At 34.2% G+C, this 19891-nt stretch carries 14 protein-coding genes and 1 pseudogene; 6 read left to right on the top strand and 9 right to left on the bottom strand.

Annotation, left to right across the window (positions count from 1 at the left end; translation table 11 throughout):
• Positions 1 to 72: 72 nt before the first annotated feature.
• Entirely contained in the window at positions 73 to 5139 is a 5067-nt protein-coding gene (locus AD998_05485; protein ID KOY85676.1) for a hypothetical protein, read from the bottom strand.
• 175 nt (positions 5140 to 5314) lie between these two features.
• On the opposite strand from AD998_05485, the gene AD998_05480 reads away from it, so the two are divergent.
• Together AD998_05480 and AD998_05475 are read left to right on the top strand one after the other, a co-directional pair.
• Positions 5315 to 5869 (top strand): hypothetical protein, encoded by a 555-nt coding sequence (locus AD998_05480; GenBank protein KOY85675.1) that lies wholly within the window; start codon positions 5315 to 5317, stop codon positions 5867 to 5869.
• Between the two features lie 6 nt (positions 5870 to 5875).
• On the top strand, positions 5876 to 6259 hold the full coding sequence (locus AD998_05475) for a nuclear pore complex subunit (protein ID KOY85674.1): 384 nt from the start codon (positions 5876 to 5878) through the stop codon (positions 6257 to 6259).
• A 30-nt stretch (positions 6260 to 6289) separates the two neighbouring features.
• Here the strand turns inward: AD998_05475 and AD998_05470 are convergent, their stop codons facing one another.
• The 3 genes from AD998_05470 to AD998_05460 all read right to left on the bottom strand — a co-directional run bounded on the left by AD998_05470 (position 6290) and on the right by AD998_05460 (position 11794).
• Positions 6290 to 7249 carry a hypothetical protein gene (locus AD998_05470; GenBank protein ID KOY85673.1) on the bottom strand — a complete coding sequence of 320 codons (960 nt, stop codon included), beginning with the start codon at positions 7247 to 7249 and terminating at the stop codon, positions 6290 to 6292.
• Between the two features lie 3 nt (positions 7250 to 7252).
• A complete protein-coding gene (locus AD998_05465; GenBank protein ID KOY85672.1) occupies positions 7253 to 10837 on the bottom strand; it encodes a hypothetical protein in 3585 nt (1194 codons plus the stop codon).
• 108 nt (positions 10838 to 10945) lie between these two features.
• Complete coding sequence (locus AD998_05460) at positions 10946 to 11794, bottom strand: universal stress protein UspA (GenBank protein ID KOY85671.1); 849 nt, start codon at positions 11792 to 11794, stop codon at positions 10946 to 10948.
• Between the two features lie 100 nt (positions 11795 to 11894).
• Here AD998_05460 and AD998_05455 point away from each other — a divergent pair, with 100 nt between their 5' ends.
• From AD998_05455 to AD998_05445, 3 genes are read left to right on the top strand one after another with little or no spacing between them, the layout of a single operon-like run.
• Complete coding sequence (locus AD998_05455) at positions 11895 to 12452, top strand: RNA polymerase subunit sigma (GenBank protein KOY85670.1); 558 nt, start codon at positions 11895 to 11897, stop codon at positions 12450 to 12452.
• 28 nt (positions 12453 to 12480) lie between these two features.
• Positions 12481 to 12738 (top strand): hypothetical protein, encoded by a 258-nt coding sequence (locus tag AD998_05450; GenBank protein KOY85669.1) that lies wholly within the window; start codon positions 12481 to 12483, stop codon positions 12736 to 12738.
• 54 nt (positions 12739 to 12792) lie between these two features.
• The gene (locus tag AD998_05445) at positions 12793 to 13353 is read left to right on the top strand and encodes a hypothetical protein (GenBank protein KOY85668.1); all 561 of its coding nucleotides are present in this window, start codon (positions 12793 to 12795) and stop codon (positions 13351 to 13353) included.
• Positions 13354 to 13377: 24 nt separating this feature from the next.
• On the opposite strand, the gene AD998_05440 is transcribed toward AD998_05445, so the two are convergent.
• The 5 genes and pseudogenes from AD998_05440 to AD998_05420 all read right to left on the bottom strand — a co-directional run bounded on the left by AD998_05440 (position 13378) and on the right by AD998_05420 (position 16841).
• On the bottom strand, positions 13378 to 13872 hold the full coding sequence (locus AD998_05440; GenBank protein KOY85667.1) for a hypothetical protein: 495 nt from the start codon (positions 13870 to 13872) through the stop codon (positions 13378 to 13380).
• A 650-nt stretch (positions 13873 to 14522) separates the two neighbouring features.
• Positions 14523 to 14711, bottom strand: a pseudogene (locus tag AD998_05435) (hypothetical protein).
• A gap of 164 nt (positions 14712 to 14875) precedes the next feature.
• On the bottom strand, positions 14876 to 15619 hold the full coding sequence (locus AD998_05430) for a hypothetical protein (GenBank protein KOY85666.1): 744 nt from the start codon (positions 15617 to 15619) through the stop codon (positions 14876 to 14878).
• A 49-nt stretch (positions 15620 to 15668) separates the two neighbouring features.
• Positions 15669 to 16202: a hypothetical protein gene (locus AD998_05425; GenBank protein ID KOY85665.1), complete on the bottom strand. Its 534-nt coding sequence runs from the start codon at positions 16200 to 16202 to the stop codon at positions 15669 to 15671.
• A 36-nt stretch (positions 16203 to 16238) separates the two neighbouring features.
• Entirely contained in the window at positions 16239 to 16841 is a 603-nt protein-coding gene (locus AD998_05420; protein KOY85664.1) for an antioxidant AhpC, read from the bottom strand.
• A gap of 144 nt (positions 16842 to 16985) precedes the next feature.
• On the opposite strand from AD998_05420, the gene AD998_05415 reads away from it, so the two are divergent.
• The gene (locus tag AD998_05415) at positions 16986 to 19886 is read left to right on the top strand and encodes an FAD-binding protein (GenBank protein KOY85663.1); all 2901 of its coding nucleotides are present in this window, start codon (positions 16986 to 16988) and stop codon (positions 19884 to 19886) included.
• The last annotated feature ends 5 nt before the right edge of the window (positions 19887 to 19891 follow it).

The following is a 19891-nucleotide window of genomic DNA, read 5'->3' as shown; positions in this document are numbered from 1 at the left end:
ATTATTTTCAATTAAAAAAGGGTAAATGCTATGCATATACCCTTTTTATTTTTAACTATTATTATATCTATATTACCTTGCAATAATTAATTTTTTATTACCCATATTTCCCTTACTATCTACCAAACGAATCATATATAATCCACTTGCATACTTCTGAATATCAAACTCATGGTTGTCTTCATTAAACTCTCCTTGTGCCACAATTTTGCCTAATCCATCATATACTTGATAGGTTAGTTTTCCTAAATTCTGAGTTTTTAAATATACTTTATCCTTAGCAGGATTAGGATACAAGAATATTTGATCATTCAATTGATCTTCAATAGATGTTATACCACCTGGAATAGTTGTTGGTTCAGCATAAGCAGCCTGATATATTTCTTTTGTAGTCTCATCTTGAATAAATACTATTACTGCCATTTGATTTTTATTGTAGAAACCTAAAGGGTTATACGATTGATTAACCGTAGTTTGAGTAACATTTTTAGTCCAAACAGTATTCACTCGTACTCCTGCAGCATCTGGAAGCAATCTTTTTACAACATTTCTAAATGTATTGCCTGCCAAACCAACTACATTACCATCAATTTGTTTTTCAATAACAGCCATTCTTACAATAATAGGCTTGTTAAAATCTTCTACAGCTCGAACACTAGCCCCTACATTCAAAAGTTCAACAGGGTTATTACCAAAAGCTATACTGATTTCAAAAGGAGATGGTTTCAAAGAGCGTTTTTGATACTCAATCAATAAAGGGTCTATTGTAGAATATTTTGCTGTAAAAGTTTCTCCATCTCTTGTTGTACGAGGTATCTGAGAAACTCCATAGAACAATGCTCTTGCACTAGGGTCTGCTGTATTATCTTCATTGAATGGGTCATCCTGATTAGGGAAACCTGCATGGTAGCGAATATCTATACTTTCAACTTGAGTATTCGCTATATTATTGATAAAGCTATCTTCCGCACCTACTTCAGGAGCTCCTGCATTGGTAAAGTGCTCAAGCAATATTTTACGATTACGGCTACTGATTTGGATATTATCTAATGCAAATCCATCATAACGGTCTGTATTATCCGCAGGAAAACCTAATCCTCCAAAAACTATTCTGAAACGTACCTTACCACCTACACCAGCTTGATTTTTTACTTGATCCAATACAAAACGAGCCGTTTTCCATTCTGTTTGTGTATCTCCAGACCATCCTCTTACTGTTCCATTAGGCAAGCTTGGTGTTCCAGAACCTGGCAAGCCTGTGATACCAGCAGCATTATACCATTCAACCCCTTGATTAACAGCACCTAAAACATCCCAGCTTACACCATCATTAATTGTATATAAAACAGCCACACCATCTTGTCCAAAACGAGTATGCGACCAATAATCAAAATTAATGGAGGGTCTATCTAAATTTGTAAGATCAAAACATGGACTTTCCAAATAAGATTGCTCTAAATCTTTGTATTGCTCTGTATTAGAAGCACCAATAAAAGTTCTCCAAAATGCTCCATCTTTAGGAACTATTCTACCGCTATTAGCCACTAAGTTCCCTCGTTGCCATGAACTTAATACAGCACTTGTTTGTCCTGTCGTCCATCCTCCATTGTCTGTATTAAAATTTTCAATATATGGACTTGTTGTTGTTGGATTATTTTGCTCAAAAATAACTATTTGTTTACTCACAGTAACAGGACAACTTACATCAGAATTACTACTTGTTTGAACAGTCAATGCTACATTATACACACCTGCAGAAGTATATGTATGTTGTGGGCTTGGTTGAGTGGACGTATTACCATCACCAAAATCCCATGCCCAGGCAACTATGGGGTCTCCACCTGTTACAATAATTGTTTGATCTGTAAATTGAGTTGGAGAACCTAAACATTGTCCTAAAAATGAGAAATTTGGTTGAGGCTTTGGTTTTATTTCTATTGAAAATGGTACTGTTTGTTTACACCCTTCAGGATTAGTAATGGTTAAATTGATATTTTTTACTCCTGTAGTAGTATAAGCAACAGAAAATGTATTGGCTATTGTTGTTGTATTTACTATTTCTGTACCTGACCACTCATAAGATGATATAGGTCGTGAATAATTTACGGTAAATTGAGTAATATCCCCTAAACATCTATTGGTAATTGTTATATCACCAGGGCTAACTGTTGGACTTGGATTTACTGTAAGTGTTTTAATAGCAGATGTATCTGAACAACCATTACCATCTGTATAAATGTATGCTATCTCATATACATACACATCATTAGTATTAGTTGGTATATTAAACTGTGATGATCCAAAATCTATTGTATTCAGTCCAAATGCTAAAGTGAAAGGGTTTATCATTGGAGCTGGAAGAGGTTGAATTCTATTGATAAGAAATCTGCCATTTGCAGAGATTAGAGCATTAGGACTCACTGATGGATCTAAGGCAATTGAATTTGCATCCCTACAAACTGCTGCTGTAGTAACTCCTGTTTGATTAGATGCTGGAAAGTCAAAATCCAGAACAGGTAAATCATTGATAGTTACAAATTTAGAAACTACATTCTGGCAACTTGCAGGACCAGGGTATGTTTGTGCAAATGTATATTCAATTTCATAAGTACCTGGCAAAGTACCTGTTATAGAAGGTAAAGGGTTTTGAGGGCGAAATGTTCTATCAGGCCACAACAGTTCAAATGCTGTTGCATTAGCAATAGGATTTGTTCTACGTATCCTAAATACCCCTCCTGCTTCAGGTACTCCATTTACTGAAGCACTCAATGTGCTATTTCCTTCATTTCTACAATAAGCTGCATTTAAACCCGTAAAATCTACAGTTGGAGTTGGTTTTATATTAAATGATTGTGGAGCTGTTTCAGCTTCGCATCCTGCAGATGTTTTATAATAGTAAACAACAGAGTAATTGTCTGCTGGAGATAAAGCAGGTACATCTAAGTTTAGTGATGTAATTCCATAAGGGAACGTTCTTACTGAAACATTGAGACTATTTTTAATAGTGAAGTATCCATTATTAATATTAAAAGGTTCATCTGTAATATTGAATGATGGTGTTAGATTTAATATAGCACTTCCTTGACAATAATTGCTTAATAAACCAGAAAAAGTAGGTACTGGTACTGGTGTTAAAAAAAACGATCTTGGAACTGTTTCACCTATACAACCATCTGCATCTTGATATCTATATTTTATGTATAAAGTTTGAGTACTAGTAATAGGATTAGGAATGGCAATCCCTGATACAGTTGTCCCCTGTAAAGCTGATGGATTAAATACTTTAGTAGTAAGATTAATAACACTATTTGAAGCCACAGAGAAATCAGCTGGATTAGTTGTTCTACTTATTAAATAATCCCCATCTATAGCAGGCAATGCAACAGTACCTCCAGAAGAGAGAGTATTTGTAGCATTTAAAGGAATAGTAGTTACATCAGAACATATGTTTTGTCCAGGGAAAATACCCGTAAAATTTACATTAGGATTAGATTTTCTGCGAGTAGTTTTAAATCTTCTATACTTGTATAAAGATCCAACACCACCTCCCGTAAAGAAAGAACAATCACCACTTGCACATGTATAATCTACCTCAACAGTAATAGAATAATTCAAGTCTAAAACCAAGGCATTTGTATTGATTTTATAAGAACCTGGAGAACCCATTATACCTAGACCTGTTATAGCATAAGTCAAAGGTCCAACTCTATTGAAGGTTGCTGTATATATCTGAAATCCTACCATTGGATTAAATGTGAGTCTTGTAAGAGTCACAGATGGTATAAAAACGGTTGATGTATTAGGAGTTAAAGTTGGTGCTCCTGAAGGTTGGATGCCAACACCATCACAATAAGAGTTTTCAAGTAAACTGATGGCATCAATTGAAGAGAACACCTCTATAATAATGGAAGCTGAATTGCTACATCCATTTGCATCTGTGTAAGTATAAGAAATAGTATGGTCTCCAACTCCAGCCGCATTCGGAAAAAATAATTCTCCTACTACACCAGGACCTGAGTAATTACCTACTCCTGAACCTTGTAAAACTCCTCCCAAAGTTCCTCCAAATGTAAATCCTCGCAAAGGTTTTCCTGTGGTTTCTGTATCTGAATAAGATAATGTCATACCTGATGTATTATACCCTACATCAGGTAATGAATTAACCGTTAAATTAATTATACTAGAGGTAACAGAACAACCTCCTATACTTGCTTCAACAGTATAATTTCCTGTAATTGCTGCTGAGGTTGTATATACATTTGAGCCTCCAGATTGCAATATAGTAGCTCCTCTTCTAAAAACAAAAGTAGTTCCGTTACTAGCAGCAGTAAATGTAATAGAAGTATTTGCACAGATAGTATTATCAACATCATTGCTAGTGAGAACAACAAATGGAGAAGGATTTACAGTAAATACTCCACTACTATTTGTAGAGCTACAACCTGCATTTGTCCCTTCTACACTTACTACATCACCATTATTTAAGGTAGATGTAGAAAACAAACCTGTTGCATTTGTAATAATAGAATTGCCATTAACAAAAAATTCATAATTACTAGCTCCCGTTGCCTGAAAATTCACTGTTGTACCAGCACAAATTATATTATCAGCATCATCATCTGTGAGTGTTACATTTGGAGCTGCTACACTTGCAAAAGTAGCTAAATTGGTGCTACTTAGTGTAATACCAGTGATAGTAGCTCCACCAGTCATTTGGATAGAACCAGCACCCGCAGCAGTAGTAGCTCTTACCCTCAATCCAGAGATAGTCATTACATCATTCTGATCAGAGGCATCTGCATCATAAAAAATAACAACTTGATTGGTTGAAACTGTGATAGAAGCATTGCTCAAATCTTCTCCGCCACTAGCAACACTTACTGTTCCAATTCCTGGTTCAAATTCAAAATTTCCTGCAATTTGTAGTCTTAGGAAATTGCCATTGGTCGTAGCTGTGAAGTCATTATCATTGACTTCTGTAATTACTATATTACCCAATGTCTGATAATTTCCTCCCACACATAGACCATTCAGGTTGGGAGCTGTTACAGAAACGTTAAAAATTAAAAATTTAGTACTTACTAAAAAGCCAACTAAAAGAGTAAGAAAAATAGAAACTTTTGTATAATGGTGTGTCATAGTTTTAAAATTTGAGACATTTTGAGTATATTCCTTATTTTACAAAAAGGTAACCACCCTTGATTTTTATTTAAAATAAAGCAAAATATTACAAATTAACAAGTATTTTTTTTGACATTTTGTATATTTTTTTGCTAATTTCGCATGAATCTTTTTTTTATAAAAATAACTCTTCATGCCTAAAGATTATAGCAAGATATACGATGAAATGCAAGATGAAAACTTTGTCTTGTCTTACAAAGGGCAAGTAGGTTTTGTACAAATCAACTCGCTACTAAAAATTATTGAAGACCGTTTAGAAACAGCTGAAACCAATCCAAAAACAAGAAAAAAAGTATATAATATAGCTACCGAATGTTTTCAAAATCTAAGTCATCATTTAGAAAAGAATAGCCAAACCATAGGTGTTAAGGGTCTGGCTATTTTTGAGGCTTATGAAGACAAATATATTATTGCCACTGGTAATTATGTTTTCAAAGAAAGTGAAATGAAAATACGTGAAAAAATAGACTATATTAATTCTTTAAACAAAGACCAATTAAGAGAATATCATCGTCAAATGCTTTCAAATGACGATTTTTCTGAAAAAGGAACAGCAGGTTTAGGCTTTATAGATATTGCTAGAAAAACTGATGGAAATATTCGTTATGAGTTCCATCATCTTAATACTAACCTCGCTTTTTTTACCCTTAGAGTAGAAATTATACGTACAGAACTTAAAAATATTTAGTTTCATATGGAAACCTTTAGAGTAGACAAAACATCTAATACCCCTTTTGTACAATTAGATGCTGATACAGGCAGAATGGAAATCAAAGGGCGTTCAGTACCAGAAAATCCACTAGAATTTTATATACCTATCAATGATTGGTTAGAGCATTTTCGAGCACAAGCAGCTGAAAGGGTTTTGAGTATGGATGTAGAATTAGAATACTTCAATACCAGTTCTTCAAAATGTCTTTTAGATGTTTTTAAGAAAATGGTTGCTATACAAAGATCTGGTGCAGTGGTAGAAATCAATTGGTGGTGTGAAGAATTTGATGATGATATGATAGAAGCCGGTAAAGATTATCAAGATTTGTTAGGTGTACCATTTAACATCAAAATTATTGAGGAGTAAAAGAAAACCCTTTTAAAAGGGTTTTCTTTTTTAGAATAATCTTGGAGAAATAATAATATCATCATTTTTATTCTTACGAAACTGATAACGTATCATCATTTCGTGGCTTCCTGATGTGTTTCTTCTAATACCTGTAGTCGCAAAATCGTACGCATAGCTCACCCTTAACTGATTCGTTGGATGAAATTCTAAAATTGCATTCAATGAAGATGAGTTTCTATAAGAAAGCCCAAACCCAAAACGCTCTTGATACCATAAATTCGCATTCAAATCAAAAGATATAGGGGCAGCCTCTACTCCTCTTAACAGTACAGAAGGTTTTAATTTTAAAGTTTCATTCAAAGTAAATACATAGCCTGTTGTAATAAAATAATGCCTAAATTGTTTAGCTTTACCTAATTCGCCCGCAGGTATTCCTTGTATATTCTCTGTAAATTGATGATTAATTAATCGGGGTATGGATGCTCCAATATAAAGGTTTTCATTATTGAACCATACACCAATACCTACATTGGGTAGTATACGGCTAATATTCTCTCCAAATGTTGGGTCACTACCTGTCACAGTAGCATTTGAAGCATAATTTACTTCTGCTCCTTTGAAAGCATATTGTGTAACTCCAGCCTGCAAACCAAAAGCTAAACGTCCTTTTTCATCTGTTTTGATACGATAAGCATATTGACTCATGATATCAAAAGTCTGAGTTTTACCAACTTTATCCATTGCAACCATAAGCCCCATGCCTAATTTATTTTGTAAAAAAGGAGCATCAACGCTAAACGTCCCTGTAGTTGGTGAACCATTGATACCCAGCCATTGTCTTCTAAATAATGCTGATGTATTAATGACTTCATTACTACCTGCATACGCAGGATTTAAGGCATTCATATTGAACATATATTGTGTAAACATGGGGTCTTGTTGAGCAAATAGTGTTTGTACTCCCATGATTAAAAAACCTACTATTATTAAAAGTTTTTTCATAGTCATTTGTTATCGTTTAATGATTACATAGTTACTGATGGATTTTGAGCCATCTCCTAAATCTATCACATAATAATATGTCCCATCAGGTAGGTTTTCTCCTGTATGTAATCCCATATTTCCAATTCCTTTCCAGTCATTTTTATAATCAGCAATCTGATACACTACATTTCCCCAACGATTGATAATTTTAAGGTTTACTTTTTTACCATTCACGCCTTCTATTACAAAACTATCATACATGCCATCTCCATTGGGCGAGAATCCTTCTGGAATAAATAATGTATTCGTTGCATCTATCTGAACACATATTTTAGCTTTAGAACATGCATTTTTAGAGTCACAGACTGTGTATTCAAAACAATCAGTACCTACAAAACCCAAAGAAGGCAGGTAGGTAAATGAGCCGTTTGTTTCAATTGTTATTTTACCTTGATTTTCTGTTACAAATGTGCCACTTGCATAACTGAGTGGGTCATTTTCAGGGTCTGAGTCATTGGTTATTAAACTCCCTGTTGCACTTTGACTTTGAGAAGCTATTACATTATCATCTTGAGCTATAGGAGCATCATTGATGGGGTTTACTGTAATATTTACAGTGGTTATTGCAGAACAATTGTTTTGAGGGTCGCAAACTTTATAAGTAAAACTCACTGTTCCATTAAAGTTTGTTTTTGGGATATAAGTTAGTGAACCATTTATATTGAGAGCTAAAACTCCATTACTATTTGCTGTTCCTCCATCTACAAGGCTAAAAGAAAGTTGATTTTTAGGGGTATCAGGGTCTGTATCATTTATTGATACATCTGCTGTTAGGGTTTTATCTTCATCTACACTAAAATTATCTACATTGGCAACTGGTTTCTGACTTGTAACAGAAATAGTTACAATTGCTTGTACACACAGCCCAGCCAAATCGCATAATTGATACGTAAAAAATACAGTACCCCCAAAGTTTAGATTGGGAGTATAGGTAAATGTTCCATTGGTATTCAAAACAAGTGTTCCATTGGTTGTAGCTGTTCCTCCATTAAATACTGTATAATTCAGTTGTGAAGCTATATCATCTACATCACTATCGTTGGTTGTTACAGTATTATTCAAAACAGCATTAATAGCCATTGTAAAGCTATCATCTTGAGCTATGGGAGCATCATTGATAGGATTCACAGTGATATTTACAGTGGCTATTGAACACAAACTTGGTGTTCCATTATCACAAACCTGATAAGTAAAACTCACAGCCCCATTAAAGTTTAGATTGGGAGTATAAGTAAATGTTCCATTGGTATTCAAAATAAGTGTTCCATTGGCTGTAGCTGTTCCTCCATTTTGCAAAGTAAATGTAAGTGTTTGAGTAGTTTCAGGATCACCATCATTATCATTGGTACTTGTGTTTCCATTCAAAACAGCATCTTCATTGACAGAGAAATTATCATTTTGAGCAACAGGAGCATCATTGACAGGGTTTACTGTGATATTTACAGTGGCTGTTGAACACAAACTTGGTGTTCCATTATCACAAACTTGATAAGTAAAGCTTACAGCCCCATTAAAATTTAGATTGGGAGTATAGGTAAATGTTCCATTGGTATTCAAAATAAGTGTTCCATTTGCTGTAGCTGTTCCTCCATTTTGCAAAGTAAATGTAAGTGTTTGAGTAATTTCAGGGTCTCCATCATTATCATTGGTACTCGCATTTCCACTCAAAACAGCATCTTCATTGACAGAGAAATTATCATTTTGAGCAACAGGAGCATCATTGATAGGCAACACTGTAAATATAATTGTAGCAGTTACACACTGATTTGTGGGCTGACCATTATCACAAGCAGTGTATATGTAAGAATCTGTACCATTGAAATTGCTTGCTGGAGTATAAGTAAACGTCCCATCAGCATTTAACACAATTGAGCCCCCTTGTACTGTAGTAAATGTACCTGCATTATAGTTCAATGTAAGACTTTCTAAATCTGTATCATTGGTACTTGCATTTCCAGAAACAGCATTATCTTCATTGGTTATAATAACATCATTTTGTGGAGTAGGGGTAATATTACAACTCAAAATAAAATTGGATGTTGTATTGACATTACTAATACCCATTTTTCCTGAAGTAGCTCCATTAGTTGGGTATTCTGTAAGAGCTGTTGAAGTAGTTGTTCCGTTGGTTCCACCTGTTACATTTTTTGTAGAAGTGTCTGTTGGTGTAAAAACAGCCACATAACCACCTCCACCACCTCCACCAGGTCCATGGGCTTGATTAGTTGTTCCTAAATGATTTCCACCATTACCTCCTCTAGCATTAAGGGTAATACCAGAAACTGAAGTATTGGATTTAATAATGATTGTACCACCTCCACCTGCTCCACCTGGGGCATCTGTATGGGGTGTGATTGTATTTGCACCATTTTCACCATTCGCATTGATACTTCCTATGCCTGTAATTTGATTGGATACTATATAAACTATTCCACCACCATTACCTCCTCTACCACCTGCATTATTGTTTTGATCTCCAGCACCACCTCCTCCTCCAAAGAAAATTCGATTTTCAGCATTAATATCCAAAGGTCGTCCTCCTAATCCACCACGAGCTCTTCTTAAATCGCTTGCCCAAGCAGCTCCACCTGGTGCTAATGTCAAAGCATTTTGATTAGAAGTAGAAACTGTATGTCCTCCTCTACCACCTCCTGATGAATTAGTTAAAGCATTTCCATTGGCTATGAAATCTGGGTCTAAAGTCCATGCTGTGTTACCTGTACATGCATTACACATCACACCTGTTCCTCTAAACCAGTCAGCAGGGACACCTGCATTGGCACCACCACCACCACCAGCATTGTTTCCATTTCCACCACCACCACCATTGGCTGGTGCTCCTCTCCCAAATCTACCTCCCAAAGCATTGTATTCTGTTTGAAAACCTGCAACACTTTCGCCTTTTTCACCTCCTGCATTTGCATTGGTAGAAACAAAATTAGCTTGATTATTCGCTGTAGTATTTTCCAGAACACCACCTCTAAAACCTTGATTAGAAACATTGATAGAGCCATCTAAAACTATATTTTGAGCATAAATGGCTACTACTCCCCCTCTTGTACCATTCCAAGCAGGTGAAGTAACAGATGCTCCAGTGTTGATGGTAAGTGTTTGGTATTGAGGAACTCTAATAACTTGTGTTCTTCCTGCTGTTCTGTATCCCTGCCCTAAAGCACAAGATAATTGAATTGTATTTCCAACCGTTCCTGTAACATAAGCATATTCATAATTACCCGCACCATTGTAACTACTGATTGTTCCATAAGTAAAATCATTGGTATTGGTAATGGTTGCCCCTTGCATTTGAATAATTAAGACCAAATCGCCACGACCAATGGGAGCTGGACTATTGAGTTGAGTAATGTCTGCTACTACAATTTGAGTAGCTCCTGCTGCTACATCAGTTTGTAGGGTTGTATATTGATTTAGGATTGCATTGGTAGTAGTAACTGTTTGGTTTCCGTCTTTTCCAAATTGTGCTGATGTATGAAATGACACAAAAAGAAAGAAAATTCCAAAAAAATTTTTAAAAAGAGTAGTGTTTATTTTCATAGCTCTTTGAATTCAGGTAATTAGTTCAATTTCAAAGATAAAAAGATTTGGCAAGTACGCCAAATCTTTTCTATATAAACACGTAAGAAAAACTAAGGAATTATAATATTATTTTTTGATGGGTATTGCTAAAACAGGTACTTCCGCATGATTAATGGTATCTTCTGTAATGCTTCCTAGAAATAAATGAGCCAAACCTTTGCGTTGATGAGTAGCCATTATTATCAAATCTGCTTGTTGGGATTTAGCAAACTCTAAAATGGCATTTTCTTCATCAAATACATTTTGCTCTCCTATAAAAATTTCTACATTTTTCAAACCTGATTGGCTTACCAATTCATCTTTTCTTGCCATAATTGCTTCATCGTTTGGCAAATGAGCTGGATTGTTGAGATATAGCAATAGTATTTGTCCACCAAAAACAGCCTGTAAGTCACCTAATTGTTTAAAAGCAGAAATTTGGTCTGGTCGGAGTGTTGTAGGAAATACAATTTTATCAAATTTATCATATGTTTTATTGGGAATGGAAAGCATAGGACAAGGAGTATTACGTGCAATTTTTTCAGTATTTGACCCTATCAACATTTCTTTAGTACCTGATGCTCCTTGTGTTCCCATAACAATCAAATCTACTTTTTCTCTTTTGCATACTTCTTCTATAGCATCTACAAGCAGACCACTTTCTACAAATGTAGAAATAGGTATATCTCCCAAATCCATATCAGAAGCTATTTTTTTCAAAGTTTTATCCAAGCTTTCATTGACCATTTGTAAGTAACTTTGCTCTTTTTCTTTATCATAATAGTAGTATTCTGCAATAGGCAAAGCAGCCACAGACATTTCATTTACATTGACTAACAAAATTTCAGCTTTTATCTTTTTTGCAATATTGACAGCAGTTTGAAGAGCTTTATCTGCAAAATCTGAAAAATCAGTTGGAACAAGAATCTTTTTCATAAACTTATATTTTAGTAGGTTCATTTACACAAAAAAAGATATTTTTGCAAGACAAAGCTATGATTTTATAAGTAGAAAAAACTGATTTTGAGCAGGTTTTATGGAACAAATAAACAAACATTCTCTTTTTGAACAATGGGTCAAAGATTATTCAGATGAACTTTTTAGTTGGGCTTTTCATAAAACTTCCTTAAGAGAAGTTGCAGAAGACTTGGTTCAGGATACTTTTTTGTCCGCTTTCAAATCCATTGATAGTTTCAGAGGAGAAAGTAAGCCAAAAACGTGGCTTTTGAGCATTCTCAATAATAAAATCATTGATTATTATAGAAAAAAAGTAAATCAATCAGATACATTAGAAAAAAAATTAATGCATGTTACCAATAATACTTTTGAAGATGAATCTTGGCAACCTTCTGTTATGGAGTTTACATGGCAAAATGAAGACAACATTTTAGACAATCATGATTTTTTAAAAATCTTGGAAAGTTGCCTGAATAGTTTATCTGAAAAATGGCGTATTGTGATTACAGCCAAATATTTATTAGAAAAAACAGCAGAAGAAATTTGTCAGGATTTGGCTATTAGTATGTCTAATTATTGGCAGATAACTCATAGAGCAAAATTGATACTCAGAGAATGTATTGAGAAAAAGTGGTAAGATTTTTATTCTCTAAAACTGAAATATTATGGAAGGACTTGCAGCAAAAATATTGCTTACTTGTAAAAAAGCAACAGAACTTGTAGAAAAGAAGCAAAACAAACGCATTTCGTTTAAAGAAAATATACAGCTCAAATTACATTTGTGGATTTGCAAGGCTTGTGCTGTTTATGAAAAACAAAGTAAAATTATTCAGAGTTTTTTACAAAAAGTTACACAGAAGAATATTTCGGAGAAACTTTCGGAGGAATCCAAGAAAAAAATTTTAGAAAATTTAAAAGATTAGTGTCAGGAATACATATAAGTAATGTCTAATTGAATTAAACAAAATAATATTTATATGAAACTTCAAGAAAATTCTGTTGCTCCTATTTTTGAAACACAAGATATTTATGGGCATTCTTTCAATTTAGCTGACTACAAAGGCAAGAGAATTCTTTTATCATTTTTTAGAAATGTAGCCTGTCCATTCTGTAATTTACGTGTACACCAGCTCAAAAAACTGGCTCCTGAACTCAAAGAAGAAGGCTTAGAAATGGTTTTTGTTTTTGAAACACCTAAGAAACATATTTTGATGAGTTCTTTACACTCTGCCCTACAACCTGTTAGTATTATTAGCGATTCAGAAAAAGTGTTTTATAAACTCTATCATATTGAAACATCTATGATTAAATTTATAGGTTCTATTTTCAAGTCTGGTTTTCAAGCACAAATGAAAATGGCAAAGGAATTAGGACTTGATAAAATTGAAGATGAAAAGAAAAATTCTAGTATTATCCCTGCCGATTTTTTGATAGATGAAAAAGGCATTATTCAGAAAGTACATTATGGGAATGCTGTAAACGACCACATGGGCATTGATGTGATTCGTAAATTTGCTTTAGAAAGTCAAATAGTTTAATAAAAAATGAAAGTACAATCGAGTTTAACTGCCTGATTGTACTTCTATGTTTCTATGTTTGATAGTAGAAGGAGCTACTCCAAAAGTATCATTGATATGTATATGAGGCATATTTAAAAGTGCCACTTTTATAAGAGCTTGATGATGAATACAATGCTCTAAATTATACATTAGTTCTCTGTAATAATTTGATTTAATATTTATTTCTTCGCCTCCCAATTCATAACAAACCATTATTTCTCTATCAGATTTTTCTATCTTATCCTGAATTTCTTTGAGAGCTAAGTTCGCTATCACAAGGTTGTTTTCTATTTCTTTATTTCTTTTACGTTTATCGTAATTAACTGTTCCTAAATTATATTCGTTAATTAAACACTGAAAAAGTTCTATGATGTGTCGTGTGTGTTGCCCTATAGTCGCATTACTTAAAGATATTTCAGGGCGTATATATTCTTGTGAATTTAACTGAGCAAGTACCTCTATTAACTCTTGAACTGTATTTTTTATAATTGTAATCATATCGTGAACTTTTTCTCAAATATACGAACTAAATTTATAAACGGTTTGAGTGTAACTAAATTTTATGCAACAATGTAATTTATTTGATACGTTTAATTTCCTAAATCTGCTAATCCATAAACTCCACCAAACTGTTTGCACCAAACAAGTACATATCTATATTGTGTTATAGAAACATTTGAGGGCAAACTCCATGTTTGCATACCACTTCTTTGATTTAGTGTAGCTATTTCAAGAGCACCTGTAGCATTATTGCTATTACTCAAATAAATTCTAAGGTCTGGTGCACCATTAGATACAGAAAAATTACTACTGGTTTGTAATTTTAAAACACCATTTTCTATTTTAAGTTTAGCTATACCTGTTCCTCCATTAGCAAAATTTCCGTTTCTGATCACTTGAACCATTGAGGTATTACTCTGAATTCCTTCTACATTAGCTTTGATATTGGCTGTACCATAGCCTAAACCTGTAACTTCTCCCGTAGAAGAAATACTTACTAAGTTAGTATTATCACTTTCCCAAGTAATCGTTTTTCCTGTAAGAACTTGCCCCAAATTGTTTTTTATAACAGCTTGAAGAGTAGCAACTTCATTCAATTTTACTTCTCTAATGGCTTCAAGAGTTACAGTTGCTACTTGATTGTTATTGGCTACAACTGTTAGTAATACTGTTGCTTCTATATTATTAAATGTAGCTTTGATAGTGGTTTGTCCACTTCCTTTTCCTGTAGCTATACCTGTTTGGTTGACAGTTGCTATATCTGTTTTAGAGCTACTCCAAACAATATTAGAGGGTGTAGTTATCTTATTTCCTAATTTATCATAAAATGCTACTATAAATTTAGCTGTATCATTAATTGCAATACTTTTATTAGCAACATTCATTTCTAAACGTTCTGGAATTTCTACAGGAGCTACATCTTCACTTTTTTTGGAGCAAGCTCCTCCTACTAAAAGCATAATTAAAAATAAAGTGATTTTTTGCATAAAATTGAATAGTTTTATTGTTTGAATGGAGTAAACTGAACACCCAGCATCAACATAGCTGATTTTCTGCGGAAACGGTCATTAAATTCTGTTGTATTGGGGATAGGTTGCACTTTATCAGATGTTGTGAGTTCTGTGAATAAAAATCCATAGCCTAATTTTACAGCCCATTTGGGGCGTATCCAATATCTCAAATACCATTCAGAATTGAGGGAACCAAGATCACTATCACTAATAAGTAACAAATTAAAAGTAGTAGCCTTTGCACGTACATTTGCCTGATTATAAACACCTTGTCCTGTAAAAAAACCTTGCTGGCTTCCTGCAAAACTAAAACCTATTGCATCAATGTTTACCCCTATTTCTAATTTATCTTTTAAAATAGGAGGTGTATAAGCCAAGTATATTCCAGCGTTCAGAGCATTGATTTGAGCAGATTTTACATTGACTGTATCAAAGTTTGAAAGTATATTTTCAGAAAATAATGCTGAAAAACTCTCTTTACCCGAAGTATATCTGGCTGGAGCTGTGATGTAGTCTTGGTTTGAACCAAAATAGTTTGTCAGACGTACTCCATAACCAATTTTAAAACGTTTTTTAGCTCCTATTCCATGATAATGCGACCATGAAAGAGCAGTAGAAAACTCTCCTGAACCAACATTGGTAGCAAAACCAAACAAATGCCCTTCTTTATAAGATTGAGCTTGTATAGCATAAGATGATGCTATGTATAAAAGTAATAATATTATTTTTTTCATATTATATATACTTGTATTTTAAAATTATTAAAACTCATCACTTATAACTCTAAAGAGAAACCTCTATTTCAACATCTATTATCACCATATCTCCTAATACCATACTGTTATCTCCAACTTTATAATCTCTACGATTGATTGTAAAATTGCCTTTGAATGTTCCTACTCCATTATTTTCTTTGTAGGTAAAAGGAATTTTTACTTCTTTGGTTACATCTCTAATAGTCAAATCAAAATAGCCTATAAAATCTCCACTTTGAGAGTTTGCAATACGCTTTGATTTCATGGAAATTTTAGGATATTTTTCAGCATTGAAGTAATCATCTTTACGTAAATGATTATCTCTGGATTTATTACCTGTATTAATAGTTTCTGTTTTAACAGATGCCTCAATACTACTTCCTGAAAGTGCCGTTGGAGAAAAAACCACTTTTCCTTCAAAGCCTTTGAGATAGCCATCTACATAAAAACCTGCATTTTTAATTTTGAAGGTGATGGTAGAAGATTTGATTTTCAGGGTGTTTTGACTAAACACAATACCAGAAATAAGAAATGATACCAGAAACAACGCTGTTTTTTTCATGTTTTAAATAGTTTAGAAAGTTTTCTGACAATATATCTATTTAATTTCTAAGTTTTTAAGTACAGCTAAAAGTAATTTCCCTGATATTCTTTGTTTAAAATCGGGATTGATGTATTCAAACAAAATTGTACCTTTTCTATCTAACACCATGAGTGTGGGTACAGGCAAAACTTCTGTTACTTTCCCTTTGGTTTTAGTGGGTAAATATTCTTTGTACTTTGGGGGTAGTTGAAATGCAATTCCTGTGGCTTTTAGTAAATCACCTTTTGCATCTGAAAAAAGCTGATAGTTGAGTTTTCCACTTTCTGATGTATTTTGCAAATTCACATAATCGTCAGGGCTGATGGCTACAATTTGATAGCCTAAATCCAAGATTTCTTTTTCTATTTTACCGATTTCAGCAAGGTGCATATTACAAAATGGACACCAACCTCCTCTGTAAAAAACCACCACAGATGGTTTTTCTGCAATAATTTTTGACAATTGAATATTTTCACCTTTTGTAGTAGTAAGTGTAGCCTCTGGTATTTTTTCGCCAATCAATAATGGAGAAACATTTTCAGCCTTATCTGCTATTTGAGCAGTAGCAACACCCATAAAAAGTAACAGAGAAAATAAAGTAGAAACTATTTTTTTCATAAATATTGTTTTTCTGTTTAGACGAAGCATTTTTTATTCCTGACAAAAACTTCTGATTTTTTTTGAGAAGAATTTGATACATCCATAGATATTGCTGTTTCCAATAAATATCAATACTTTTGTAACAGATAAATTCAGCCAACTATGTTTCGCATAGCCCATAATCATTTAGAACAATTACAACAAAACCTCGCAGGCGAATTATTTTTTGATGATACCATGCGTCGTTTGTATGCCACAGATGCCTCTGTTTATAGACAATTGCCTCTTGCTGTAGCCTATCCCAAAAATATTGATGACTTAAAAAAGCTTTTATTATTTGCCAAAACGCATCAAACTTCGTTAATTCCTCGTACAGCAGGCACTTCGTTAGCTGGGCAGGTTGTGGGAACAGGTATTGTGGTAGATGTCAGTAAATATTTTACGAATATTTTAGAGATCAATGAAAAAGAGCGTTGGGTTCGATTGCAACCAGCCGTAATTCGTAACGATTTGAACGCTTTTTTGAAGTCTTATAATCTATTTTTTGGTCCTGAAACAGCTACCCAAACAAGAGCTATGGTGGGTGGCATGGTAGGTAATAATTCTTGTGGTTCAAATTCGATTATTTATGGGAGTACAAGAGAGCATGTTTTGGAAGTAAAAGGCTTACTTGCCAATGGAGAAGAAGTTATTTTTAAAGCTGATGACTTGCCTCAAGGAAATATTGCAAAAAAATTATTAAATATTTTATCCAATACACGCAATCAAGACCTTATCAGAGAAAATTTTCCAAAAACCTCTATCCCACGCCGAAATACTGGCTATGCCTTGGATATTTTATTAGATACCAAAGTTTTTGATAAAAATAATTCTAACGATTTTAATATTGCCAAACTCATTTGTGGTTCAGAAGGCACTCTGATGCTCATTACAGAACTTAAGCTGAATTTGGTGGAAATGCCCCCTACTCATAAAACGCTGGTTTGTGTACACACCAATAGTGTGGATGAAGCATTAAGAGCAAACTTGGTTGCAATTAAGTACAATCCTTCAGCATCGGAGCTAATAGACCATTATATTTTAGAATGTACAAAAACCAATATACAACAACAACAGAATCGTTTTTTTGTACAAGGAGACCCCAAAGCTATTTTAGCTGTTGAGCTTTTTGGAAATAACCTAGAAGAAGTGCATCAAAAAGCTCAAACCATGATTGCAGAAATGGAAAAAGAGCAATTAGGCTTTCATTTTCCGTTTGTAGAAGGCGAAGATATACCCAAAGTATGGGCTTTACGCAATGCAGGGCTTGGTTTACTTTCCAATTTGGCTGGGGATGCCAAACCTGTTTGTTTTGTGGAAGATACTGCTGTAGATGTACAAGATTTACCCGAATACATCAGAGAGTTTAATGAGATTCTGAAAAAGTATGATAAATATTCTGTGCATTATGCCCATGCAGGCACAGGAGAGCTACATTTACGCCCTATCTTGAATTTAAAAGATGAAAAAGACAGAAAAATATTCAGAGCTATTGCTCAAGAAACAGCCGATTTAGTCAAAAAATATAAAGGTTCACTTTCTGGTGAGCATGGAGATGGTCGTGTACGAGGCGAGTTTATCAAGAATATGGTGGGTGAAGAGTGTTATGAGCTTTTTAGAGAGGTAAAACGTATTTTTGACCCTGAAAATATCCTCAATCCGCATAAAATTGTGGATACCTTGCCTATGGATACCGATTTGCGTTACGAGTCGGGGCAGAAAACGAAAGAAATTCCTACTATTTTCAGTTTCGAAAAAGAGAAAGGTATTTTAAGACTGGCTGAAAAGTGCAATGGTTCGGGAGACTGCCGAAAAACAGAAGTAACAGGTGGAACAATGTGTCCCAGTTACATGGCAACCCGAAACGAAAAAGATACCACAAGAGCCAGAGCCAATATTTTACGAGAAATTCTGACAAACTCTACCAAAGAAAACCCTTTTGATAGTGAGCAGATTAAGGAAGTGATGGATTTGTGTTTGAGCTGTAAAGGTTGTAAATCCGAATGCCCCTCAAATGTGGATATTGGAAAAATGAAAGCAGAATTTTTGCAGAATTATTATGATGCAAATGGTGTACCTTTCAGAACCAAACTGATTGCTAATTTTACGAAAAGTAGCCGTTTAGCCTCAATATTTCCAAGTCTTTACAATTTTGTAGTAAAAAACTCTTTTACGGCTGGTATTTTTAAAAGTCTGACGGGTTTTGCATCGAAACGTAGTCTACCTACACTTTATAAACAAACTTTGAGGGCTTGGTTTGATAAGAGAAATAAGAAGCAAGATAAAAATGTTGGGAAAGTGATTCTATTTTGTGATGAATTTACCAATTACAACGATACAGAAGTAGGTATTAAGACCGTAGAACTTCTGGAGGCTTTAGGTTATGAAGTACAAATGCCTATATGTGAAGAAAGTGGCAGAACGTATCTTTCAAAAGGTCTTTTGAGAGAAGCTAAGAAATTAGCTCACAAAAATATTGAAGTTTTTAAGAATTTAGTTTCAGAAAATGTGGCATTAGTAGGTATAGAGCCTTCGGCTATTTTAAGTTTTAGAGATGAGTATTTGGATTTGGCAGACAACACTCACAAAGCTGATGCAGAGAAGATTGCAAAGCATACTTATTTACTTGATGAGTTCTTGGCAAACGAAATAGACAAGGGAAATATCAGAGCAGAACAGTTTACAGAAGAAAAAAAGATTTTAAAACTGCATGGGCATTGCCATCAAAAAGCTCTTTCTAATTTGGTGTACACCAAAAAAGTACTTTCATTGCCTAAAAACTACCAAATGCACCTGATTAGGAGTGGATGCTGTGGAATGGCTGGTAGTTTTGGTTACGAAAAAGAGCATTACGAGGTTTCGATGAAAGTAGGTGAGCTGATTCTATTCCCTGAGGTTCGTAAAGCAGATGAAAACACCATTGTGGTGGCAAGCGGAACAAGTTGCAGACACCAAATTAAAGACGGAACAGGAAAAACCAGTTACCACCTTGCCGAAGTAATGTGGCAGGCATTGAAAAAGTAAATTTA

The organism is bacterium 336/3, assembly GCA_001281695.1.
GTDB lineage: Bacteria > Bacteroidota > Bacteroidia > Cytophagales > Thermonemataceae > Raineya.
This window is presented reverse-complemented; position numbering and strand designations above follow the sequence as displayed.

Excerpts from the sequence above, each read along its gene's own strand:
- AD998_05450 (KOY85669.1), top strand. The coding sequence starts at position 12,481 with ATGGAAGGACTTGCAGCAAAAATATTGCTTACTTGTAAAAAAGCAACA.
- AD998_05465 (KOY85672.1), bottom strand. The coding sequence starts at position 10,837 with ATGAAAATAAACACTACTCTTTTTAAAAATTTTTTTGGAATTTTCTTT.
- AD998_05425 (KOY85665.1), bottom strand. The coding sequence starts at position 16,202 with ATGAAAAAAACAGCGTTGTTTCTGGTATCATTTCTTATTTCTGGTATT.
- AD998_05480 (KOY85675.1), top strand. The coding sequence starts at position 5,315 with ATGCCTAAAGATTATAGCAAGATATACGATGAAATGCAAGATGAAAAC.
- AD998_05470 (KOY85673.1), bottom strand. The coding sequence starts at position 7,249 with ATGACTATGAAAAAACTTTTAATAATAGTAGGTTTTTTAATCATGGGA.
- AD998_05460 (KOY85671.1), bottom strand. The coding sequence starts at position 11,794 with ATGAAAAAGATTCTTGTTCCAACTGATTTTTCAGATTTTGCAGATAAA.
- AD998_05440 (KOY85667.1), bottom strand. The coding sequence starts at position 13,872 with ATGATTACAATTATAAAAAATACAGTTCAAGAGTTAATAGAGGTACTT.
- AD998_05415 (KOY85663.1), top strand. The coding sequence starts at position 16,986 with ATGTTTCGCATAGCCCATAATCATTTAGAACAATTACAACAAAACCTC.
- AD998_05475 (KOY85674.1), top strand. The coding sequence starts at position 5,876 with ATGGAAACCTTTAGAGTAGACAAAACATCTAATACCCCTTTTGTACAA.
- AD998_05455 (KOY85670.1), top strand. The coding sequence starts at position 11,895 with ATGGAACAAATAAACAAACATTCTCTTTTTGAACAATGGGTCAAAGAT.
- AD998_05485 (KOY85676.1), bottom strand. The coding sequence starts at position 5,139 with ATGACACACCATTATACAAAAGTTTCTATTTTTCTTACTCTTTTAGTT.
- AD998_05430 (KOY85666.1), bottom strand. The coding sequence starts at position 15,619 with ATGAAAAAAATAATATTATTACTTTTATACATAGCATCATCTTATGCT.
- AD998_05445 (KOY85668.1), top strand. The coding sequence starts at position 12,793 with ATGAAACTTCAAGAAAATTCTGTTGCTCCTATTTTTGAAACACAAGAT.
- AD998_05420 (KOY85664.1), bottom strand. The coding sequence starts at position 16,841 with ATGAAAAAAATAGTTTCTACTTTATTTTCTCTGTTACTTTTTATGGGT.